The sequence below is a fragment of the Bacillus sp. ISL-77 genome (assembly GCF_018613105.1).
On record NZ_JAGGQY010000038.1, the window covers coordinates 1 to 23222 of the forward strand.

General features: G+C 37.7%; 19 protein-coding genes. 16 read left to right on the plus strand and 3 right to left on the minus strand.

What is annotated here, in order from left to right; translation table 11 throughout:
- The coding region (locus tag J7E77_RS16000; RefSeq protein WP_214715655.1) for a BclA C-terminal domain-containing protein at positions 1-483 on the plus strand (483 nt) is incomplete at its 5' end.
- A 179-nt stretch (positions 484-662) separates the two neighbouring features.
- Positions 663-764, plus strand: coding sequence for a cupin domain-containing protein (locus J7E77_RS31770; protein WP_374102982.1), 102 nt, complete (start codon positions 663-665; stop codon positions 762-764).
- Between the two features lie 832 nt (positions 765-1596).
- On the opposite strand, the gene J7E77_RS16010 is transcribed toward J7E77_RS31770, so the two are convergent.
- Positions 1597-1746 carry a hypothetical protein gene (locus J7E77_RS16010; RefSeq protein ID WP_214715657.1) on the minus strand — a complete coding sequence of 50 codons (150 nt, stop codon included), beginning with the start codon at positions 1744-1746 and terminating at the stop codon, positions 1597-1599.
- A 386-nt stretch (positions 1747-2132) separates the two neighbouring features.
- On the opposite strand from J7E77_RS16010, the gene J7E77_RS16015 reads away from it, so the two are divergent.
- The 8 genes from J7E77_RS16015 to J7E77_RS16055 all read left to right on the plus strand — a co-directional run bounded on the left by J7E77_RS16015 (position 2133) and on the right by J7E77_RS16055 (position 12723).
- Positions 2133-3494 (plus strand): serine/threonine-protein kinase, encoded by a 1362-nt coding sequence (locus J7E77_RS16015; protein ID WP_214715658.1) that lies wholly within the window; start codon positions 2133-2135, stop codon positions 3492-3494.
- A gap of 821 nt (positions 3495-4315) precedes the next feature.
- Positions 4316-5809 (plus strand): aldehyde dehydrogenase family protein, encoded by a 1494-nt coding sequence (locus J7E77_RS16020; RefSeq protein ID WP_214715659.1) that lies wholly within the window; start codon positions 4316-4318, stop codon positions 5807-5809.
- Positions 5810-6164: 355 nt separating this feature from the next.
- On the plus strand, positions 6165-7067 hold the full coding sequence (gene dapA, locus J7E77_RS16025; protein ID WP_214715660.1) for a 4-hydroxy-tetrahydrodipicolinate synthase: 903 nt from the start codon (positions 6165-6167) through the stop codon (positions 7065-7067).
- Between the two features lie 46 nt (positions 7068-7113).
- Positions 7114-8505 (plus strand): protoporphyrinogen/coproporphyrinogen oxidase, encoded by a 1392-nt coding sequence (locus tag J7E77_RS16030; RefSeq protein ID WP_214715661.1) that lies wholly within the window; start codon positions 7114-7116, stop codon positions 8503-8505.
- A 233-nt stretch (positions 8506-8738) separates the two neighbouring features.
- Complete coding sequence (locus J7E77_RS16035; protein ID WP_214715662.1) at positions 8739-10115, plus strand: MFS transporter; 1377 nt, start codon at positions 8739-8741, stop codon at positions 10113-10115.
- 119 nt (positions 10116-10234) lie between these two features.
- Positions 10235-11137 (plus strand): DMT family transporter, encoded by a 903-nt coding sequence (locus J7E77_RS16045; protein ID WP_214715665.1) that lies wholly within the window; start codon positions 10235-10237, stop codon positions 11135-11137.
- Between the two features lie 45 nt (positions 11138-11182).
- Positions 11183-11695, plus strand: a complete 513-nt coding sequence (locus J7E77_RS16050) for a prolyl-tRNA synthetase associated domain-containing protein (RefSeq protein WP_214715667.1) — start codon at positions 11183-11185, stop codon at positions 11693-11695.
- A 158-nt stretch (positions 11696-11853) separates the two neighbouring features.
- Positions 11854-12723 carry a MurR/RpiR family transcriptional regulator gene (locus J7E77_RS16055; protein WP_214715669.1) on the plus strand — a complete coding sequence of 290 codons (870 nt, stop codon included), beginning with the start codon at positions 11854-11856 and terminating at the stop codon, positions 12721-12723.
- A 268-nt stretch (positions 12724-12991) separates the two neighbouring features.
- Here the strand turns inward: J7E77_RS16055 and J7E77_RS16060 are convergent, their stop codons facing one another.
- Complete coding sequence (locus J7E77_RS16060) at positions 12992-14194, minus strand: macrolide family glycosyltransferase (protein ID WP_214715672.1); 1203 nt, start codon at positions 14192-14194, stop codon at positions 12992-12994.
- A gap of 314 nt (positions 14195-14508) precedes the next feature.
- On the opposite strand from J7E77_RS16060, the gene J7E77_RS16065 reads away from it, so the two are divergent.
- Together J7E77_RS16065 and J7E77_RS16070 are read left to right on the plus strand one after the other, a co-directional pair.
- On the plus strand, positions 14509-15012 hold the full coding sequence (locus J7E77_RS16065) for a DUF6241 domain-containing protein (protein WP_214715674.1): 504 nt from the start codon (positions 14509-14511) through the stop codon (positions 15010-15012).
- Between the two features lie 155 nt (positions 15013-15167).
- A complete protein-coding gene (locus tag J7E77_RS16070; protein ID WP_214715676.1) occupies positions 15168-15875 on the plus strand; it encodes an SH3 domain-containing protein in 708 nt (235 codons plus the stop codon).
- A gap of 311 nt (positions 15876-16186) precedes the next feature.
- Here the strand turns inward: J7E77_RS16070 and J7E77_RS16075 are convergent, their stop codons facing one another.
- Positions 16187-18721, minus strand: coding sequence for a tetratricopeptide repeat protein (locus J7E77_RS16075; protein ID WP_214715677.1), 2535 nt, complete (start codon positions 18719-18721; stop codon positions 16187-16189).
- A 191-nt stretch (positions 18722-18912) separates the two neighbouring features.
- Here J7E77_RS16075 and J7E77_RS16080 point away from each other — a divergent pair, with 191 nt between their 5' ends.
- The 4 genes from J7E77_RS16080 to J7E77_RS16095 all read left to right on the plus strand — a co-directional run bounded on the left by J7E77_RS16080 (position 18913) and on the right by J7E77_RS16095 (position 23214).
- A complete protein-coding gene (locus tag J7E77_RS16080; RefSeq protein WP_214715678.1) occupies positions 18913-19974 on the plus strand; it encodes an NAD(P)-dependent alcohol dehydrogenase in 1062 nt (353 codons plus the stop codon).
- Between the two features lie 27 nt (positions 19975-20001).
- On the plus strand, positions 20002-21414 hold the full coding sequence (locus tag J7E77_RS16085) for an MFS transporter (protein ID WP_214715679.1): 1413 nt from the start codon (positions 20002-20004) through the stop codon (positions 21412-21414).
- Between the two features lie 59 nt (positions 21415-21473).
- Complete coding sequence (locus J7E77_RS16090; protein WP_308160648.1) at positions 21474-22442, plus strand: carbohydrate kinase family protein; 969 nt, start codon at positions 21474-21476, stop codon at positions 22440-22442.
- Positions 22443-22917: 475 nt separating this feature from the next.
- Positions 22918-23214, plus strand: a complete 297-nt coding sequence (locus J7E77_RS16095) for a WXG100 family type VII secretion target (protein WP_214715681.1) — start codon at positions 22918-22920, stop codon at positions 23212-23214.
- Positions 23215-23222 lie beyond the last annotated feature (8 nt).

Consider the following 23222-nt stretch of genomic DNA (forward strand, 5'->3'; position numbering starts at 1 on the left):
GCTACTGGCGCACAAGGAGCTGAAGGACCACAAGGGGCAACCGGTCCTCAAGGAGCAACAGGAGCAGCAGGTGGATTATCCCAATACGGATATATTTACAACCTCGGTGCACAAGTTGTACCTATTGAGGCTGATGTCATTTTTGATTCAAATGGAATTATTACACCTGGAATTACGCATGCCCCTGGAACCTCACAAATTGTAGTTACTAGTCCGGGAGACTACGAGGTTACTTTCTCCGTGTCGGGTGTAGAACCCAACCAATTCGCACTGTTTTTAAATGACGCTCAGGTTGCGGGAACAGTCTACGGTTCAGGTGCTGGCACTCAGCAAAACAACGGTCAGGCTATAATCGCCATAGCAACTGGCGATGTTCTTACCCTTCGAAATCATTCTTCTGCTTCAGCAGTTACCCTTCAGACTTTGGCAGGAGGCACACAAACAAACGTAAACGCTTCAATTGTCATTAAAAAATTAAATTAGTTTCCAATAGATATAAAATTCTCTCAAATTTATAGTGAAGTTGTAAAGTAGTTTCCAAGCTTCCTAATCTCAATTTACTTGTTCAACCATCTGACAAATTTAAACAGGTGGTTGGAAGTGTAACGTTCGAACCAGGATGTCGTAATAACTGGTATTCTCATCCAGGGTGGCAAATTCTTTTGGTTACTGGCGGAAGAGGTTGGTATCAAGAAGAAGGAAAGCCGACACAAGAATTACATCCAGGAGATGTAGTAGAAATAGCTCGAAACATTAAACACTAGCTTGGGGCTGCAGCGGACAGCTGGTTTGTTCACCTTACAATTGAAGGAGATGTAACAGCAGGTCCTCAGTATGGATGGAACCAGTAACAGATGAGGAATATAACAAGTTAAAATAGTGTTTCCTGCGGTGCTGCTCGATCCTATTATTCGTATTATAAGGCAGGAATCCAAAACAGTTTTATTAGTGATATCCAAAAGTTAATAATTTTATTTCAGAGAAAAGCTAAATGACTCGCATGGTTTCTAGTCATTCAGCTTTTTTTCATATCATGAAATCACTAACGCTTACAGACCTGGTTTTCCTTAACGCAAAGCACCGTTCTTATTATCAAATGGTATTGAAACTCAGACATTGTGAAGTGTTTCACTTAAACAAACGGGTGCTTTTGTTGAAGAATACCACCAATATGCGAGCTTTCGCCATTATTAAGAGGTGTTATCTGAAACATAGCGACAAACAAATAGCAGGAAGTTGTGGAAGATGTTTTAAAGCTAAGCTGCAGGCATTAAATATGTATTTGAATTGTATTAACTGTCAGCAAATGAAGTACCTTATCTAGATGGATTCTGCGTTGTCTTGTAGTATTAGCTAACATTTGCTAGAGTATTGACCGAATGCATATATACTTTTAGGTAATGCGGGCTTTTGCTATGAAAAATACCCACCCCTGTCTCTAGAACAACAGGGTTCTAGGACAGAGGAAGTGGCATTTTATCAAGGGACAATATACTTTAGTGCAAAGCTTGGGAACCGCTGATGCTGCTGTTTAATACCTGAATTTCTTCAACTTGCCACTTGCTATTACTAGCGTACGTGTTTCGCCCACCTACATCATGACAAGTACCATTGGCCTTGACCAATCGAAACTCCAACCGAACCGTTACTGCAAGAAGCCGTTCCCGCTCCTCTAAGTCTAGTAATCCGGTCTGAAAACAGCAGCAAAAGACCTTGTCTAATGATTACTACGCTGATTTTCTGCATCGGCTCAGCTCACCACCTCTTATTTATCGTGATTTAAGGGCACTCCCACGGTTGGTTATTCTTTTCTCCGATTTCGTTATTGTCGATATCGGCAAGCGACAGCGTTTTGACAGAGGTAGCAGCTCTGACCCATCCAGGATTTAACTTTGTGAGTTTAATACAACCTTTTCAGAAATTAAGTGCAACATTGTACTTATCATAAATCTCATATAGAAAACAATTATTTGATTTAATTCAATATTTTGGTATTATTGATTTATAAAGAGTAGCGGCTAGTTTCTATGAGTTGCAAAAAAGTAACCTGCTAACTTACTACATCTTGGATGAGTGGTAAGCAATAAGGTTACTTTTTTATGTTTAAGTTCTATAAAATAAGGGGGTAACTGATGGCTGCCTATGTGAAAGATGATTTAATTGATAACTGTTATCTAGTTAAAGAAGAAGTTGGAGGGGGCGGTTTTGGGAAGGTTGTAAGTGTCGTGGATCAGAATAGTGGTGATGAATTGGCGCTTAAATACTGTACCGCTCTTTCTGAAGAAGACATTCGCAGATTCAAACGAGAAGTTCGTATTATGGAAAATATTGATCATGAGAACGTTATAAAAGTTATAAATTCGAATGTTGAACACCATCCACCATATTTTACAATGCATATGGCCTTATATTCAGTTACTAAGATTATTCCAGACCTGGAAGGTGATATTAAGAAAGTGCTTCCTGTGTTTGAATCGATTTGCAAGGGGATTAATGCAATTCATAGCAGCGGACAAACACATAGGGATATAAAACCTGATAATGCTTTGGTTTTTGAAGGATCCAGGATAGTTGTTTCTGATTTAGGACTTGCTAAATTCGATGAGCGAGATACTACAGTACTAACTCGGGCTAGTATTTATATGGGAACTTTTGATTACATGCCACCTGAGCAAATGACTTACGGAGGAACCAGAAACCTAGACCACAGAGGAGATGTTTTTCAGCTTGGTAAAACACTCTACCATCTTTTAACTGGCCATAGACCTACCGTATTGAATCCGGATGCAGTGCCAATAGGGATATGGTATGTAATCCAAAAGGCAACTCGTCAAAACCCTGATGAAAGATACCAATCTGTCAATCTATTATTAGATGCTTTACATGATGCTATTAGGACAACTGACCCGGAAATGAATCCAAAAGGAATGTTTGAAGAGTTATTAACTGTAGCCGAGGAAAAGTTAAGAAGCAATCAGTATGATGCGAGAAATATAATCAAGCTGCTCCAGTTAATTTACAGCAGTGATGACTTGGAGGATTATATTACATTATTCCATAGGCTCCCTAATAGAATTCTTCAGATATATGCATCAAATATGCCAACTGAATTAGATCCAGTAGTTGTAAAATATAAAAGAGCTATAGATGAGAAAGTGGGAGAATATCCATTTTCATTTGCTGAGAATGTAGCAGATAAAATGGAAATTATATTTAAAAATACTACTTCTCCAGAAATAAAGAAAAATGCTTTAATAAGTGTCCTAATAGCAGGGTGTAGGCTTAATCGTTGGGCTACTATGGGGGACTTTGATCGCTTGCTGCAAACTATAAAGGATGACACCATTGCATATGCTGTTGCAGATGGACTTAGAGAGGAAATGTATGATTACAAAAGATTGTATAACAGAATTCCTAAAAAGGAGTTACATCCCGCAATACAAGTTGTTTGGGAGGCGTGTGAACGCCAGGAAAGCTCAAACGAAAATTTTTAGTTTGAAATGCAATTGTATCGAAGTTTTCCTTGATTAACTCTGGCCAAACAGTGTAAACTCACCAGCATCCCTTGTGTTGCCACATACACTCTGCACATGTGGATTGTGTATCCACTGTTTAAAAGCGATGCATAAAGAATTTGCATCGCTTTTGTTATAAGAGTCATCAAGTCAATTACATATTATTGACTGCTAACATTTTGCTAACGAAATATAATAAATCGCATTAAATTCAGGTTAAAGATGTTACACGTAGTACTTGTAGAACGTTGATTTTACGTGGTTTGTTTCTACTATGGTTAAATATATTACAGTTTGAAACTATATGGGCGGCATGATGTAATAAAGGTTTTAAAACCTTGTTATATCAACGTCTAAAATAATAATATGCTTTTCTTGTCCTCGGATTTGTCCTCGTTGTGACAAGCCAGGATAAAAAGGCTACTTAATGGAGAAGGTCTTTCATCAGTTTTCTAAACTGTTGGGAGGCCTTTTTTTCCGTATTGGCGGTCATATGAGCGAGTAATTAATGTCTACAATTTTGGTAAATGAATATTTTTAAAGAACTTTAAGAGGAGATCCTACGGTTTTAAGTAGTATCTCCTTTGTTATTTTTGAGAGAAGAATTAAACGACTTTATTATTTGTACGCAAAATAATTTATAAATATTAAAATATGAACTTAAATATTCCCTTTTTAAAAAAATGATTTACAATTAATCAAATTGTTGGTATATTTAATTTCATAAATAATTAAAATAATTTGATTATTTACACTTTTAAAAAAGAAAATATCAAAGCTAAAAAAGGAGAGGTGTAAAATTGCAAGCAACTGATTACAAATTAAAACCGAAGGTAAAAGAATTCCTGGAAGGATTTATAGGTCTTTATATTAATGGAGAATACGTACCAGCAGTTAATGGCAAAACATTCGATGTCATTAACCCTGCTACTGAAGAAGTAATTGCACAAGTCAGCGAAGGACAAACGGAAGATATTGATATTGCCGTTCGAGCTGCAAGAAAAGCATTCGATGAAGGTGCATGGCCGGAAATGGAAGCGGCTACACGTTCGCATCTTCTTTATAAGTTCGCAGACCTTTTGGAAGAAAACCGTGAAGAGCTTGCGCAACTCGAGGCCCTTGATAACGGTAAGCCATATAAAGTCGCATTAACAGATGATGTTGATGGATCCATCCAACACTTCAGATATTATTCGGGTTTTGCAACGAAAATTCAAGGAAAAACGACACAAGTATCACCAGAATATGTGAATTATACGGTGCATGAACCGGTCGGGGTTGTAGGCCAAATTATTCCATGGAACTTTCCTCTTTTAATGGCCGCTTGGAAGCTGGGATCGGCTCTAGCAGTTGGTTGTACCGTTGTTATTAAACCAGCAAGTGAAACACCGCTTTCTCTACTTTATATAGCAAAACTGTTCAAAGAAGCTGGTTTTCCAGACGGCGTTGTTAATATTACCCCTGGCTCTGGCCGAGTTGCTGGTGAAGCAATTATCACCCATACGGGGGTAGACAAATTGTCGTTCACTGGATCAACAGCTGTCGGAAAAGAAGTGATGAAGAAAGCAGCAGATCAAATCAAAGGAGTCACGCTTGAACTAGGTGGTAAATCACCTGCAATCATCCTAGAGGACGCTAACCTGGACGAAGCAATAGAAGGGGCATTTAATGGTACAATGTACAACCATGGACAAAACTGTAGTGCTTGTACACGAATCTACGTTCATCGTAAAATTTACGATCAGGTAGTGAATGCATTGGCAGAACGTGTGAACACGTTAAAATTGGGCCCAGGAATGGATCCGGAAACAGATATGGGTCCACTCGTCTCAGCAAAACAGCAACAATCTGTACTTGGCTACATCGAGCAAGGAAAAAGAGAAGGTGCACGTCTTGTTGCTGGAGGAGTAAAAACATTTGATAAAGGCTATTTTGTTGAACCAACGATTTTTGCGGATGTAAAAGACGACATGACGATTGCACGTGAAGAAATCTTTGGTCCAGTAATGTCGGTTTTCGTTTTTGATACGGTTGAAGAAGTAATTAAAAGAGCAAATGACAGCGATTATGGTTTAGCAGCTAGTGTTTGGACAGAAAATATTAAAACTGGTCATTATATTGCTCGTAAACTACAAGCAGGGACAGTTTGGATTAATGACGTTGGTCTTGAGTGGGAGACAATGCCATTTGGCGGATACAAACAATCTGGTATTGGACGTGAAATGGGCGGAGAGTATGGCTTAGAGAACTACACGGAAGTGAAAAGTGTATATGTGAACATTAAACAAAAGTAGACTGGAATATCTTAAAATCATACAAATTCGGTAAAGCTACACACCTATTTAGATGGGCGTAGCCTTACCATGTTTTTGATAAAGCATCATGTAAATCCCAAACTACATTTTTTTAATCAGTATTTTGTGTAAATGAAATGCCTAGGATTTACTTTGAGTATCAAATGAAAATAAATATTCCCTTTTTAGAAAAATGATATACAAGAATTCAATTCTCTGATAATATCTACTTAATAGATAATTCAGAATATTATTTAATTAGTTATTTCAGAAAAGAGGAAATTATTATTTATTTAGTTTTTCAAATTTATTTGTAGAAATTCCATTTTAATTAACATTTATGAGGAGGATAAATATGTATAAACCTTTCGGAATGATCCCAGCTTTACCTACACCTATGAAAGAGGATAACAGTATTGACTTTAAGGGGCTTGAACAACTAATAGAACATTTGATAGATGGGGGAATGAACTGTCTTTTAGTGGGAGGAAGTACTGGAGAATACTCTCTGATGAGCATGGAAGAACGAAAGGCAGTAATTAAATTTGTGTGTGAAACAGCAAACGGCAGAATTCCTGTTATGGCGGGGACAGGATGTCACCGAACAGAAGATACAATTGAACTTACTCAATACGCAGCTAAGGTTGGGGCAGATTGTGCCTTGGTCATTAATCCTTATTATATGACAACTAGCAGACAAGGAATTATTGATCATTACAAGGCAGTAGCAGAAAACTCCAGCATTGGAATTGTCATCTATCATTATCCAGATGCTACAGGTGTTGAACTTGATCCAGAATTGATTCATGAATTAAGTCAAATAGATGGAATTGTTGGCATTAAAAATACTGCCGATGGAATTCATACTTCTAAACTGATTGCATTGACAAAAGACAATCCAAACTTCGCGGTACTTACTGGATTTGAACATTTAATCTTACCTACATTAGCATTAGGGGGACATGGTGCTGTTGGATTAGTCCACAACTTGGCTCCGAAAAAAATAGCAAAACTATATGATTTAATCGTAAATGAAAACAACTTAAAAGAAGCGACTAAATTAAATCAGGAACTGCTAGAGTTATATAATGTGATTGAAGAAGAAACGATTCCAGGAACATTAAAGGCAGGCTTGGAAGCACTAGGATTACCAGGAGGTCCAAGCAGACTGCCGCTAGTGTCCGCTTCCGAAAAGTTCAAATCAAAGATTGAAACAGTATTAAATGAACTAGGGGAACTAAGAGTAAAACAACTTTAATTGAATTTGGAAAATGATAAATACACACGGGATAGGAGGAAATCCAATGAAAGATGTAGTTATAATAGGCGGTGGACTTGCTGGTTTGTCTGCTGCCTGGCGCCTTCAACACCATGATATTTTACTTTTAGAATCCGATGATCGTATTGGCGGGCGTGTACGATCTGAACGCCGAGGAGATTATTGGTTAAATTGGGGCGGACATCTATATGCTGGACCTGGTTCGGCTACAGATGAATTATTTACATCTGTAGGAATAACTGCAGCACCTGTACCTGGAATTTTAGCTGCCATGTCTTTGAATGGGAAGTTGCTTAAAGATGGTCCAGTTGAACTGTATCCATTTAGGGCCCCTATGTCATGGAAAGCTAGATTTGCTATGATACGTGCAGGTGCTAAAGTGCGTGCAGCTGTTATCAAGTATGGCAAAGTAGCAAAAAAACGTCCGGGAGAGGACTATAGAGTTCGACAACAACGAATTTTAGAATTTATGGGTGATCGAACTTTTGCCGAATTTACTGGTAAATTACCGCCAGATGCCGATGCGATTTTTAGACCTACTGTTAGCCGTTCGACCGGCAGTCCTGAGACTATGACTGCAGGATCAGGTGTAGGATATTTCCACACTGTATGGAACAAAGATGATGGGTTAGGAAGAAATATTGTTGGGGGACCATCAACGCTTACGAACACGATTGCAACAACATTAGGTGAACGGGTTCAACTAAATGCAAACGTTTCAGAAGTTCTTCAGAAAGAAGACCGTGTTGTCGTACACTATATTCAAAATGGCGTGAAGCATGTGGTGGAGGCACGTTATGCAGTACTCGCGACTCCTGCCACCATTACAAAAAAAATAGCGAGAAACATTGACCCAGAAATCGCAGACGCTCTTGGTAAGGTTAAATATGGTCCACATGTTAGTGCAGCATTTTTAACAAATGAAACAGGACCTCAAGTTTGGGATGATGTGTATTCTTTTGCTACGCCTAAAAGGTCATTTGACATTATTCTTCATCAATCGAATCTAGTCCGTTCAACGGAAACTGAGAGACAGCCAGGCAGTAGTTTTATGACCTTTTCACCGGGGGAAAGCGGGCGTCGTCTAATGGATAAATCTGATGAGGAAATTATTCAATTGAAATTGAAAGATCTAAATGAAATATTTCCTGGTTTTAGTGATCATGTAGTGGAGGCTCACGTAATGAAATTTCCATTCGGATCAGCTTATATTTTCCCAGGTCGTGCAGAACTACAACCAATTTTAACAAAATCTGCGGGTCGATTGTTCCTAGCAGGTGATTATTTAGGCTCCTATTATACTGAAACAGCTATTCAGACAGGATTCACTGCAGCACAAAATATTAATAGTTTACTAGAATTCGGGCTTATTGAATCTCAAAAAGAGAAGAAATTAAGGGCTGTGGTTTTTAATTAATAATAATAATCTTGTTGAGTGAATTAGATAATCTCATATTGAAATTATACTAATTCTCTCAATTGCTACGTAAAATGCAAACGTTTACTTCGGATATCAGTTAGACTTTAGAGATTGAAAAGTTACAATATCTTAAAGACGAGGACCGTGTGATTTGAGAAATCATCTGTGATATTTCACTTGAATGAACTGATCTTAAAATAAAAAATCATTGCCATAACAGGAGGGAATTTATGAATAAAGTCCGCACAATGGAAGAACTGCCGTTAAGTGGATTCCATTATAAAATGTTTGGTTACGCCAGTGGGAGTACATTCATCGATGGGTATATTATCGGAATTATTGCGGTAGCACTTTCTGTCATGCAGTCTTATTTCGATATGTCTTTAACCATGATTGGTCTGCTTGGAATGGCAACTCTTGGGGGTATGTTTGTTGGGGGAATAATTGGAGGCTATCTTACAGACCTTATTGGCCGGAAGACGATGTTTCTCATCGACATGCTTATCATGCTTATTGTGTCAATCCTTCAGTTTTTTATCAATGATCCCATGCAATTGGTTATTTTACGATTTATTTTGGGTATTGCTGTAGGTGCAGATTATCCCATTGCAGGGGCCTTGATGGCGGAATTTTCTCCGAAAAAAAAACGCGGTGCCTTACTTGGAGGGCTTAATGGATTCTGGTATGTCGGTTACGCCATTTCCTATTTGGTCGGTTACTTTTTACTGTCCATAGGTGATACGAGCTGGAGATGGATGCTTGCAAGCACTGCGATCCCAGTACTCCTCATGCTTTTAGCACGTTTAAATATGCCAGAATCCCCTCATTGGCTGGCTAGCAAAGGAAGGGAAAAAGAAGCAAACGCTATTATTCAGAAAATATTCGGGGATCATGTCATCATGTCGAACGAACCAGAGACAAAGGTGAAAACCAGCTTTCTCGATATATTTCGAAATGGTTATGGAAAATGGGTATTTTTCGTGTCTGTTTTCTGGTCGCTTCAAGTTATCCCCACCTTTGGAATAGGAACCTATATCCCTGAGATCCTTAAACAATTTGGTTTTGCTAATGGAACGAGGGAATATCTGGGGGCGGCGGTCATTAATATTGTCTATCTTGCTGGCTTGCTTCCTGCCCTTTATTTAGTTGAAAAATATGGACGGAGACCTACACTTATTTTTCCATTTTTAGTATCTTCCATCGCTTTATTCGTACTGGGAGCAACCTCTGGATTGAATATGTCGTTTATTTTTATCGTAGTTCTCTTTATTATATATGGAACGTTTAATACTGCGATGGGAGCCCATGATTGGATCTATCCGAATGAACTTTTCCCAACCCATATTCGGGGGACGGCAATGGGCTTTATCACAGGGGTAACCAGAATCGCCTCTGCCATTGGTACGTTTTTCTTCCCAGCCATTTTGGCTAATTTTGGTTTGGCAGCTACGTTGTATATTTGTGGGGCATTGTTTTTCATTGGATTTTTAGTCTCGCTTATCATGGCCCCGGAAACAAAGAATATGAGTTTATCGGAATCTAGCTCCATAAACAAAGGCACTACTCGGCGGCCAGAAAGCATCTTAATAGGAAAAGCGGTTAAATAGAAAGAGTGAAAGTTTGTGGAACAGCAGAAACCATTGAGTTTCTGGGGAGGGTTTGACCCGGTTAGTGGCAAAGTGATTAATCGGAGTCATTCCTTCTATGGAAATAAGAGGTGCATAAAATGGAAAAACTGTCGAGTTTAAGAGTTTACATCATTACAATTGCTGGTGCGGTATGTTGGGGACTTATTGGTTTATTTATTGCCCCATTGTATGCTCGCGGCTTCACGGCTTGGGACGTAGTTGCCATTCGGGGTATTCTTACCTTTGTTATCTTAATTCTACTTATGACAGCATTTTATCGTGATCAGTTACGTACCAGATTAAAAGATCATATTTTTTTCGCAAGTGCGGGAATTTTTAGTATCGCCTTATTTAATTTTTTTTATTTTGAAGTTTTTTCTCAATCGAGTTTATCCCTTGCAGTAACACTATTATATACAGGTCCACTGTTTGTAACCATCCTGTCTCGGCTCTTTTTTAAAGAGCCCTTGACCATTCGTAAAGGCTGGTCACTTGCTCTTGCTATTATAGGTTGTGCATTTGTTGTAGGTCTACTGCCACTTGGCCAAGAAGGTATACATATGAAAACCTTGTTAATGGGGATTCTATCTGGATTTTGTTATGCGTTGTACAGTATTTTCAGTAAACCTGTAACCAAACGGTATTCTGCATTGACAATTACAACGTACACATTTCTTTATACGAGTATTTTCATGTTATTGACAAGTGACATAATAAAAAAGATTGATCAATTTCAATATGTAGATGTTTGGATGTCAGCGGTGTTGTTAGCGTTAGTAGCAACGGTTGCAGCTTTTGTTTTGTACACATCAGGACTTAAACATTTAGAAGCAAGTAAGGCTTCCATTTTAGCAACGATAGAACCCATCATTGCAGTAGTAACTGGAGTACTTTTTCTTGGAGAACATCTACGGGGATGGCAGGTGTTAGGAATCGCTTTGGTTTTGTATTCAGCAATTCTTGTCGCAGGTGGAAGGTCTAAGGCTAAGAAAAGCTGTTGATATACAATTTTTAAAATGTGTCACTTGAGAGGAGGAAAGCACAACATGATACTACTAGAGCAGGAAAAAAGTGTATATGATGTTTTAGAACAACTAAAAATTTCCTTTAAAAGGTATGAGCATGTTCCTGTTTTTACAGTTGAAGAAATACGTAATTTGGATATCACTATTCCCGGAGGACATACTAAAAATTTATTTTTAAGAAATCGAAAAGGGGATAAACATTTTTTAATGATTGTATCAGAAGATAAGGATGTAGATTTAAAAAGTTTATCTAAGCTTATTAATAGCACTCCGTTAAGTTTTGGTTCTCCGGAAAGACTGAATAAATATTTAAAAGTTTATCCTGGAGCAGTCGGCGCTTTCGGATTGTTAAATGATACGACTAACCATGTACAGGTTGTATTAGACAGTGATTTACTTGATAAAGACACAATTAACTTTCATCCTAATGTAAACACAGCAACAGTCAACCTTTCAGTCCAGGAGTTTAGAAGATACCTTAATTCGATCAATAATCCTGTTTCAATTCTAAAATTTTCGTCGTCACAATTTTGAACATGGTGATATAACAAAACCTTATAATACGAACGGGCGCCATTCAGTAGGCGTCCTTTTTGAATTGGGCCATTTTCTCGAATATGAGATATAATGGACTCAAGGTGGATCAATGTTGACGGATAATTTATAAATTGAAGGTAAAAAGAGGGATATAAATGAGTTTAGATAATCCAAGAACGACAATTAATAAAATAGTTGATATTAAAGATTCTTTACCAAAAAAACAAAGACAGTTATGCGATTATATTCTAAAAAATCATCAGTCAATAGGTTTGATAACAATTAAAGAGCTTGCTAGTAATGCCAAAGTTGGAATTTCAACTGTTATGCGTACAGTAAATACCTTAGGGTATGAAAATTTTAATGACTTACGAAAAGATATCTACGATGAATCGTTTCCTTCCGAATCAAGATGGACATTAAAGAATTCTATTACAGATATTCAAAAAGAAGGAGGGAGCGTTTCAACTTTAGTACAAGTTTGGAAAGAATCAGTTAATTTATTAAACAAATCCTTAGACTCTAATTTAATGGAAAATTTTGAAAATGCAATTGATTTCATTGTAAAATCAAGTTATATTAATGTTTTGGGTACTCGACCGTACAAAGCAACTGCATTATATTTTGAACTATTGCTTGGAGAATTCTATCCTAGGATAAGGCAACTAGGCCATGATACGGAAGTGATTTATGATAGGATTTTGCAATTTGAAAAGGATGAAATTTTAGTGGTTTTTGCATTTGAACCATACACTAATCGAATTATCGAAGCCGTTAAGCTGGCTTATGAACTAGGCCATAGCATTATATTGATAACAGACCATATCTCATGCCCAATTATTTCATATGCGTCTGTAACGTTGAAAGTAGAAGTTAGTGAAGAACAATTTTCAGTAATACCTATTATTGCATTGTTAGATGCATTGGTAATTGAAATTGGTAAACGGACATCAGAAGAATCGATTAAAAAGCTGAAAAGACTTGAAAAAACACTTATAGAAAAGAATGTATTGTTTTCTTATTAAAACTTAAGTCCATATCATCATTTTCTAAAGTTAAGACTACTTCCTAAAAACTAGGAGGTAGTCTTTTTATTAGTAAGCTCTGGATATGTCTATAATTATCGTTTCTAGTACGTTCCAGTTGCTTGAAACCTACCTTCACCCTTCACGTAACTATTAAAGAATTCCAATTCATCTTCCACATCTTGTGAAATATCCGGATGATTAAAAAAGGAATTGCTGTAACCACTAAAAAAAGCCACCAATAATGGCAGCAGAGAAATTCATATATTTAGATATCATATTGACTTTTAAATTCGATTATCTCATCAACAGCTTGGTGATATCCACCCGATTTTTGAAAGGATTCCCTTATATTTGAAACAGCTTTATGGATAGATGGGCTTTTTAACACATGTTCTGCGGCTTCACGTAGTTGATTTGCAGTCAATCCTTCCATTTGTAATTTAATACCGGCTCCGATATTGGCAACTTGCCCGGCAATGATCGGTTGATCCGCGCTTTGTGGGATTACAATGAGCGGAACCCCGTAATAGAGACCTTCATGGGTACTATTCATTCCACCATGTGTAATAAATAATTTAGTGTATTTTAACACTTCTGTTTGTGGAACATATTTTTTTACAATGAAGTTTTGGGGAATCTCTCCTAAATCGATTAGTGGGGTTTGTTTCCCGATCGACATGACAACCGTGTGATTGCTATTTCCAAATGCTTCGAAACAAAGCTTATAAAAATCAATGGCTTGGTTAAAGACAGTACCTAGTGAAATATAAATTGGTCTTTTTTCCTTGATTGCTGTAAGGTCAAAGTTTTCTTGAATTAATCGTGATGAGATGGATGGACCTATAAATTTGTAAGTTTGGTCAAATGCTTCACCAAAAGGTTGAAACTCCCTTGTAGTGTAAACGATTGTAAGTGGGGCAGGATTACAAAAAACCTCGTAAGGAGAATGGATCTCGACATCATATTTTTCCTTCACCTTTGCCGTCAGGATTTGATATTCATCGTTTATTTCTTTACCCACTTCTGTAGGAATGTTTTTAGAAAGCTGTTCCAACATTTGATCGAATGATTCCTTTGTCTGCGCAAAGGAAGTACAAGAATTGATTGCCGGAAGTTTAAGAATTTGGGCAAGTATACGTCCACAACCAAACATGGAATCATGGATGATGTAATCAAAATGTTCTCCTTCAATCTGTTCAAGCACGCTAGGTATGACAATATCTGCCGTAAGTAAAAGACCGTTAATTCTTTCAAGTAAATAATTTCTTCCACCCGAGATAAAGGCTGTTATAAATTTTTGACCGTCCAATGTTCGTACAATTGCTCCCGTCTTCTCAATTCGCTCTCGAAAAGCTTCTATCGTAAAGTACACTACCCCTTCGCCGCGCGAAATAAGCTCTTGTACAACTCCAATAGTTGGATTGATATGTCCTTCTGATCCGGCATTAATAAATAAAACACGTGCCATTTCTACCACTCCTTAGGTAATTCTTAATTGTGTAAGAGTAAGGGTCACTGTCCCATACTCTTGCCTACTCAAATAATGGAATTAATTTTATCATAGTACAATTCTTAAAAATCTCAAATTTCTAATCACTTGCAAAACCATTCCCTAAATAAATTTAGGGAATGGTTTTTTGTTGTTAAAAATTCGGTAATTGAGACTTTTTAAAAGGTATTAAAGGAAAGTAAAGGGAAAATGTTGAATTATTATAGTTAAAGCCTATCTTGGAGGGACGGAGCGGTGTTCCAGACCTTCACATTAGAGGAGCAGGAGAAACTATGAAAAAAATACATAAAAAAATATGGATCCCAGTAGTACTCGTGGTTGTATTAATTGGGGGTTATTTATATCTTGATAAGGAAAATGTCACTGTTAGGGTAGGAACTGCACCTAGTGGCGAAAAAGTGGTCCAAGTAAATGAACAAAATAATAAGGTTGATCGTGAATTTCCGTTTAGCATGAGTGAAAACTCTGTTCAGCAAGCCATACATAATATGTCACATCAAAAGGTATTAGCGAACAAAAAATGGGGTGCGTTGCCATTAACGCCTGAACGGGTTAAAAGATTACTACAAGTGGTGGAAGCAAATAAGAAAAAGTATGGAAATGCTGATTTATATTTAAATATATTAAGATCTTGGGATAAAGGCAATTTTGATAATGTGGTTATTAACCACAATGCCATTTGGTCGCTGCAGGGTGGCACGGTTGGAAAGGCTAATGGCATAGCCTCACCTGAAGAGGAAATGGAATTTATACAGGAGAATTTCGATGTTGAGTAGAAAGAAGCGTTCATTTGGAGCGCTTTTAATTTGATGTTTTCGAGATAGCATCAAAAAAGGGCTGATCTGTTCTTATTTTTGTTTCGTATCGCTGGGCGATATATCTTGCAAATGAACCAATAAACCTTCATATTTAATAGAAAAGGAGGTCCGATATGCGACGTGATATACAATCGAATGAACGAGCTTTCTCATCCAAGGAAGTGGCAGAAGAAGTTGGGATTGCAACACCAACTGTTCGAAAGTATGGCCAAATCTTAGAACGGAATGGATATGAGTTTTTAAAAGATGGCGATCGGCGTATCTTTGTTCAATCTGATATCGGAGCGCTTATAGCGCTACGCGATACGGATAAGCCCCTAGACGATACAGCTAAAGACCTTGCGTATCAACAAAAGGAAAGATTAGTAGATTTCAATGAAACGGAAATTGCGGTACCCGATACATATGAAAATTTACCCCAAGACCCTAATCAATTAAAAGAGATTTTAAAGGTTTTGGTCAATGAACTTGCCGCCACGCGTGAAATGAATGTCCAACTGACAAACGATATGTCTCAGCTTAAACTAACGGTTTCCCGACTCCAGCAAGATCACCATGTTATAAGTTCCGGTATTGCTAATTCAGCGCAAAAAACTCATGCGAAAATTGAAAAATTAACGGAACAACAAAATAACCATTACGAAACTTTGCTGCAGCAAGAAATACAAAAAAGTGAATTTTTACAAAAAGAAATACAAAATATGCGGGACGAACTGGAAAAAGAATGGCGTTCACAAAATGATTTTAATAAACGTTTAGAAGAAGCGATACAAAAACCTAAAGAAAAATGGGAGAGGCTTTTCTCCATATTCCGAAAATAAGGTGCCTGTTTTAGGCTTTTTTTTGCTTACCTGTATCGTATCGCCCGGCGATATAACGAATTAAATATGAGTTTTTAATAGGGTTGTTGGTGTATCGTTCTTCAATCCGACATTAATGCGCTTATATCGGTACGCGATACGGACATTCCTCCAAATTTCAACAAATTCCCGGGAAATATCTACAAATTCTGAGTATAAAGCGACAAAATGCCACTATTTTCTTCTATAAAAAACCACTTCCTAATAAAATTTAGGAGTGGTTTTTATTGTTGAAATTTACTGCCAAGCCTTTGGCCTTTATTAAAACACGGCTAAATATGTAAATTACTTTCAATTACATCATTAAATTGTTCTACTTCTTTTCGAATACTGATGGTTGGTTCCCACGAATCAATAAGGGTAATAGCGATTTGATTTGATTGCAGTGCTTTTTCATTATCGCCTTTCTTAGAAAACATTTGGGCCATCCCATAATGATAATATATTAGCTCAATCTGATTAGCCTTATTTTTGTGATAGAGAATATTATCAAACGCTGCTTCTGCCTTTTCAAATTCGTAGCAATTAACATAAGCTAAACCTAAATTAAAATATGCTTCAATCGTCTTTTCACCGCCATACATTGTGCTGATTTGATTAGCGGCTTCGTATAAATTGATTGCCTCTTCATAATTTTTTCGCAACAAGCTTAAGTCTCCGCGAACTAATAAAACTCTATGTTGGATAATAGGGGTCGCGGATATATCTATGACTTCTCTTAAAATTGCTTCTGCCTTTTCATTATCGCTTGATTTTAAGAACAGTCTGGATTTTAAGGCAAGTCCCCAAACCTTTAAATCAAAAACATCCGCATTATTAGAATCTAAATGCTCTAGTATCTGAAGCCCGGCTTCAATTTGTTGAAGGGCTTCATCCAATTCATTGACTTCTATTAATGCCCAGCCTACTGTATCAATTCGAAGAAAAGCTTCATGCGTTTTTTTATCCAATTGGTTGGCATAATCAGCGGCTTTCAGTCCGTACTCGATTCGTAGCGGCAAGTTAATCCGACTTAAAAAGTGACTTATGCGTGTTACTAGATCAATTAGCAGCTCCTTTTCTGGAACTTGGCTTGCCCACTTTATAACTTTAAGTATGTTCGGCCATTCTTTCTTGATTTTATCCAAATCACGACCAAGCAGGTAACTCCAATAAACAGAATTTAGCTGCTCCCGTTTTAAATGGGTTTCTAAGTACTGAATATAATATCGGCTCCATCGACTGCGTGCTTCCTTTTCAAAGTCATGATTCTCTAACAAGTGCTGCTCGCCATAAGCCACTACGGTTTGATGCCCAAGATAATATAATTTCCCTTCTATCCGCTCTGGTTGGATCAGGGCAAAGGTCCGCATCTGTTCAACAGCATAATAATAATTTCGAACATCTAATCCAGCGGCTGCAGCCCAGCTCTCTTCATCAGGAGGTTTGCTGAAAAAACATAGCACCTGCCATAGACGCCGGGTATCTTCATCACAGCGTTTCCATGTGCGCCCAAAGAGGAAATCAAACATTTCCAACAATGTGTAGCCGGCTTTCCCTAATTCCTGAATAAGTTGTTGAGCAGGAATGTCATCGTCTGAAATATAGGCTATGCTGAGTGCAATAGCTTTAGGGTTACCAGCAGTCGCTAAAAACAACTGGTGCTGGATTTCAAGAGATATATTCAATAACTGTTCTATCTTCTCTCGCTTATCTGGAGAGTTACAAGTTTGTAATTGACGGCGTACTTCATAAGTAAAAAAATCAAAAGCTTCAGTTTTTTCAAGACCCTTCAGCTGAATGGTAACCATTTCCCGAAAGGCTTCCCGATATTTTTGATACAAATTCTCACGAGAGGTTAGGATTACTTTAACACCTTGTGGGAGATTGGTAATGAAATCGTGAATATCACTTTCGGCAGTATCAATACTGTCTACAATCAGCAATACCGGTTCTTGCCGAGAATAATTCGCCAATGCATTACGGACAACAAAACGTTTTTCATTAATTGATTTATCTATTTGTTCTACGCGTCCTAGTTGATAGGCAATTGTATTTAGGAAATCACTAAAGGTTAACCCTTTCCAATCAGCACTTACCCAGATTATGGATCTAAATGTTGGCCAATTTTCGTCGACATTAACAGAATCCCCATGGAGATTTCCCCCAACACAGGCATAGGCTACTTCAAGCGCGATGGTCGTTTTTCCCATGCCAGCCCAACCAGTAATTGTACATACTGGTGAAGGAGAAAGCACCCACTGACGAATAGCTTCTAAGTCAAAGCTCCTACCGATGAAGCCCCCTGACCAGCGAGTTGGCAAGTTATGCGTCATTGGCTGTTCTTTAGGTGTAATAGTATTGCTTATTTGCTTATCAGGAAACAATCGATTAATTACATTTTCAATGTCTTCATCAAGCGGTGCACCGAATGCCCCGTTATTTCGTAAGATTTTAGCTTTTTTTAGACATGAAACGACCCAGATAGGTAATGCAGGTTTAATTACAGGTATGGAAGTAGTCTCAAGTAGTTTTGTAAACCACTGTATATTCCTGTCACTCTTTTGGATTACAATCCAGATAATTCCAAATAATTTGCCGTCGTCAATTCGACCGGGAATATATTTGGGGCCCATTTGCCCTATCCAGCTTTTAATGGTGTTAGAAGAGACCCCAAGCTGGTAAGCGACTTTGTCTAAGTAAGATTGTCCGGATGTATTAACTTCATTTTTTTTCCTTCTGATCTTAAAGTCAGGATGGAGTTTTAAAGACTTAACACCAGATGATAACAGTTCCGCAAAATCTTTCTGGTCCTCAAGTTCAGCCATAATGCCTCACACCTCCTATTATGTTATTTTACCAATCCATCTCTTTTTGTATATGAAAAATTAAAAAGTACAGTGCCGCTGTACTTTTATACAGTGTAAAAAGCTACTAGATCATTGGGGCAGCAAGTAAAATCAAAATATAACAGAGGGAAATAAAATGTATGCACTTACAAAAAGAAAGGAATTTTATAATGAAAAACACACTACCTACACACATGAAAGCAGCAATTATGCACAGTACAAGAGAAATTACAATTGAATCATTGCCTGTCCCGCAAATTGGTCACGATGAAGTTTTGATTAAAGTAATGGCCGTTGGAATTTGTGGTTCGGATTTACACTATTATACTCATGGCAGGATTGGTAAATACATCGTTGAGAAGCCGATTATCCTTGGCCATGAATGCTCAGGTGAGATTGCTGCTGTTGGAACGTCTGTTAATAGATTTAAAGTCGGTGATCGTGTTGCGGTTGAACCAGGTGTAACCTGCGGACAATGCGAAGCATGCAAAGAGGGTCGTTATAACCTTTGTCCGGATGTAGAATTTTTGGCAACGCCACCAGTAGACGGTGCATTTGTACAATATATAAAAATGCGGCAAGACTTTGTCTTCGCAATCCCGGATACACTATCCTTTGAAGATGCTGCCCTAATCGAACCCTTTTCTGTTGGAATTCATGCAGCGATGAGAACGAAACTTCAACCTGGATCAAGCATTGCCATTATGGGAATGGGCCCAGTGGGGTTAATGGCTGTCGGTGCAGCCAAAGCATTTGGGGCAGGCACGATAATAGTGACTGATTTGGAGTCATTACGACTTGAGGCTGCTAAAAAAATGGGGGCAACTCATGTTATCAACATTCGGGATCAGGAACCACTCGAGGAAATCAAAAACATTACAAATGGCAGAGGGGTTGACGTTGCTTGGGAAACAGCCGGGAATCCAGCAGCACTGCAATCCGCACTGGCTTCCGTTCGTCGAGGTGGAAAACTTGCCATTGTAGGATTGCCTTCCCAGAATGAAATCCCACTAAATGTACCATTTATCGCGGACAATGAGATTGATATTTATGGCATCTTTCGTTATGCAAACACGTATCCAAAAGGGATCAACTTCCTTGCTTCTGGCATAGTTGACACCAAGCATCTTGTGACGGATCGATATTCGTTAGCTGACACACGTGAAGCGATGGAACGAGCCCTTAATTTTAAAAATGAATGTTTAAAAATTATAGTCTATCCGAATGACTAAAACTGAACGAATGGAGAGGTATAATCTATGATAGAAACAGGACAATTAGCAGGATTGAAGGCCAAAGGCAAAAATAGTTCCCGCTCTAGTAATACTAGTACTGGTTTATCCTGGTTAGAACGATTTGGATACGGACTTGGTGATATGTCGTATAATATTGTTTTCCAATTTGTTAACGCTTATCTCCTTTTCTATTATACGGATGTCGGTGGGATTCACCCTGCGGTTATTGCAACTCTTTTCCTTGTCGTACGAATTTTAGATGCTATTTTTGACCCAATCATGGGGATGATTTTAGATAAGACCAACACACGCTGGGGGAAAGCAAGACCATATTTATTAGGGGTCTCCCTTCCGTTCGCGTTATTCACTTTCCTGTGTTTTACCAACCCTCACTTTGGCCCGACTGGAAACATTATCTATGCGTATGTTACCTATATTTTGCTAGGAATGTCCTTTAGTATGCAAACGATTCCAGTTAACAGCTTAACAGCGCGGATAACTAATGACGTGCAAGAACGAACCGTATTAACAACTACTCGGATGATATTGGTTTATATAGGAATCCTACTATCCATTTCATTTGCAACACCACTTGCAACAGCATTTGGAGGGGTGAATCAAGAACTTGGATTTCAGATGACTGCTCTAGTCTATGCGATGGTAAGTATCGTTTTGAACCTCTTTAGCTTTTTTACAGTACGGGAGCGAATTGTCCCCAAAAAGAGCGAGAAACATGGAATTAAAATGACGTTATCTGTTTTATTTAAGAACAAGCCTTTGTTAATTCTAGCCTCATCATTTTTGGCGTTTGCTATTGGATTTAATATTAAACTTAGTACCATGGTGTACTACTTTACGTACAATATCCATCAAAAGGAATTAGTGTTTTGGGGAACCGTTTTATTTTTTGGGGCAGCGTTAATCAGTAACTTATTTATCCCTGTATTTTCAAAAAAATGGGGTAGAAAGAACGTGATGATTATCTCAGCTGCTATATCTCTTATTTCGTACATCGGGCTGCACTTTACTCCATATTCTTCAGTTACGTTAATTTTATTTTGGTTATTTGCTTCGGGCTTTTTTACCACTCCTTTAAATACGCTAGCTTGGGGTATGATTGCCGATTGTGTAGATTATGCTGAATGGAAAACTGGAGTTCGGGCTGATGGCGTGGTTATTTCCAGCATGAGTTTTACTAATAAATTAGGAGTTGCCCTCGCGGGGTCGTTCTCTGCCATTTATTTAGGGATAGCAGGCTATGTACCTAATGCAGAACAGACAGTAACTTCACTAAATGCTATTAAAAATATGAATGCATTGATCCCAGGACTTTTTATTTTACTTGCTGTATTAATCATAAGCTTCTATCCGTTAACAGAGAAAAAATATAAAAATATGATGTCAGATTTGGAGCAAAGATCAAAACAACCAGTTTAATTATTCTTTATATAAAAATTTAAATTTAGTAAATGAGTGTGATAGATGTGCAAAATAATATAACTAGAAATCTTTCAGTTGTCTGTGTTGGAGAATTATTAATTGATTTCTTTTGTACGGATATTGACATGGATTTAATAAAGGGACGTCAATTTTTAAAAAGTGCTGGTGGTGCACCGGCCAATGTCGCAGCTGCCATTGCAAAATTAGGCGGGGACGCAGCGTTTAGCGGAAAAGTAGGGAAGGATCCATTTGGAGATTTCTTGAAACAAACATTAGACGCTGCAAACGTAGATACCTCTATGCTTGTCATGGATGAGAAAGTACCAACCACTTTAGCCTTTGTTTCATTAAAGAAAAGTGGAGAGCGGGACTTTGTATTCCATAGGGGAGCAGATGCTTTTTTGACCTTAGACGATATTGATCAAGATAAAATAAGGAATGCAAAGATTCTCCATTTTGGTTCGGCGACAGCTATGTTATCTGAGCCATTTTGCAGCACTTACCTAAATCTTATTTCCAATGCTAAAGATGAGGGACAATTTATTTCGTTTGACCCTAACTATCGAGGCGATTTATGGAAGGGAAGAGTCGATGAGTTTGTCAAAATTGCCAAAAAAGCAATTGCTTTAAGTGATTTTGTTAAGGTAAGTGATGAGGAATTGGAGATTATCACAGAGACTAAAAATCATGAAGAAGGTGTTAGTCTCCTTCATGAAATGGGAGCGGAAATAATAGCAGTTACGCTTGGTAAAAGAGGTACATTGCTGTCTAATGGAAAGAAAAATGAGATTGTTAACAGCATTCAGGTTACATCCATTGATTCTACAGGTGCAGGTGACGCTTTTGTCGGAGCAGCCTTATACAGATTTGCTGACTCTGAACAAATCAAAACTATTAGTAATGATTTTGATAAGCTCCATGACATCGTGTCTTTTGCAAATAAGGTTGGAGCGCTTGTTTGTACAAAAATAGGAGCTATTGAAGCATTGCCAAGTGGTTATGAGATAGAAATTGCAAAAGTTTGAATGCAAATTTATAAAAATGACAAATATTTTACTCTTTGAAAGAGGCTTCTCGTAATGGTAATTATGAGAAGCCTCTTTTTTCATTTCTTCGTATCAACATAGCTACTTATCACATCGTCTTGTCAAGTAAAGTTTGTGTATTTGGAACTGTGCAAGGAACCCGTTCTAACTCGAAAAACAGGTAAATAGTGCTACAATTTTTAATAATTCCTTATATATAGTCTAAAAACCAACCCTTTGTCTTACTAAGAAAGAATCATATTCCCCTTATCCTCCGGCTGAAAATTCCCAGTTTCAATGTAAATTAGAAGGAAAGTACTAGACGAAATACCACCCATTTCCAGAGACGTTTGAATGTTCCAAGATCCTATGTTAAATAAATAGATAGGAATTTACTTCCAACGTAGTGTTATTGTCTGGAATTAGTGATTAATTAATTCCACGGCAAACTATAGGCAGAGGAGATGGAGAACAAGTGGCTGGACAAATTCGTATGACCCCAGCGGAGTTAAAAGCTAAAGCGACTCGCTATGGGCAAAGTTCACAACAAATTGAGCAAATTTTAAGGGACTTAACTAATTTACAAAATGAACTTCGTGGTGAATGGGAAGGTCGTGCCTTCCAAAGATTTGACGATCAGTTTAACCAGTTGAAGCCAAAAGTACAAAATTTTGCTCAATTAATGCAAGAAATTAACACACAATTGAACAAGACGGCAGAGGCAGTTGCTCAACAAGATGAGCAATTATCGCAGAATTTTGGGCTTAATTAATTCATTTG

What these genes read in the sequence shown, in the direction of transcription:
- J7E77_RS16045 (WP_214715665.1), top strand. Translation starts at nt 10,235, where the DNA reads ATGGAAAAACTGTCGAGTTTAAGAGTTTACATCATTACAATTGCTGGT.
- J7E77_RS16075 (WP_214715677.1), bottom strand. Translation starts at nt 18,721, where the DNA reads ATGGCTGAACTTGAGGACCAGAAAGATTTTGCGGAACTGTTATCATCT.
- J7E77_RS16060 (WP_214715672.1), bottom strand. Translation starts at nt 14,194, where the DNA reads ATGGCACGTGTTTTATTTATTAATGCCGGATCAGAAGGACATATCAAT.
- J7E77_RS16035 (WP_214715662.1), top strand. Translation starts at nt 8,739, where the DNA reads ATGAATAAAGTCCGCACAATGGAAGAACTGCCGTTAAGTGGATTCCAT.
- J7E77_RS16015 (WP_214715658.1), top strand. Translation starts at nt 2,133, where the DNA reads ATGGCTGCCTATGTGAAAGATGATTTAATTGATAACTGTTATCTAGTT.
- J7E77_RS16050 (WP_214715667.1), top strand. Translation starts at nt 11,183, where the DNA reads ATGATACTACTAGAGCAGGAAAAAAGTGTATATGATGTTTTAGAACAA.
- J7E77_RS16010 (WP_214715657.1), bottom strand. Translation starts at nt 1,746, where the DNA reads ATGCAGAAAATCAGCGTAGTAATCATTAGACAAGGTCTTTTGCTGCTG.
- J7E77_RS16055 (WP_214715669.1), top strand. Translation starts at nt 11,854, where the DNA reads ATGAGTTTAGATAATCCAAGAACGACAATTAATAAAATAGTTGATATT.
- J7E77_RS16065 (WP_214715674.1), top strand. Translation starts at nt 14,509, where the DNA reads ATGAAAAAAATACATAAAAAAATATGGATCCCAGTAGTACTCGTGGTT.
- dapA (WP_214715660.1), top strand. Translation starts at nt 6,165, where the DNA reads ATGTATAAACCTTTCGGAATGATCCCAGCTTTACCTACACCTATGAAA.
- J7E77_RS16085 (WP_214715679.1), top strand. Translation starts at nt 20,002, where the DNA reads ATGATAGAAACAGGACAATTAGCAGGATTGAAGGCCAAAGGCAAAAAT.
- J7E77_RS16030 (WP_214715661.1), top strand. Translation starts at nt 7,114, where the DNA reads ATGAAAGATGTAGTTATAATAGGCGGTGGACTTGCTGGTTTGTCTGCT.
- J7E77_RS16070 (WP_214715676.1), top strand. Translation starts at nt 15,168, where the DNA reads ATGCGACGTGATATACAATCGAATGAACGAGCTTTCTCATCCAAGGAA.
- J7E77_RS16080 (WP_214715678.1), top strand. Translation starts at nt 18,913, where the DNA reads ATGAAAAACACACTACCTACACACATGAAAGCAGCAATTATGCACAGT.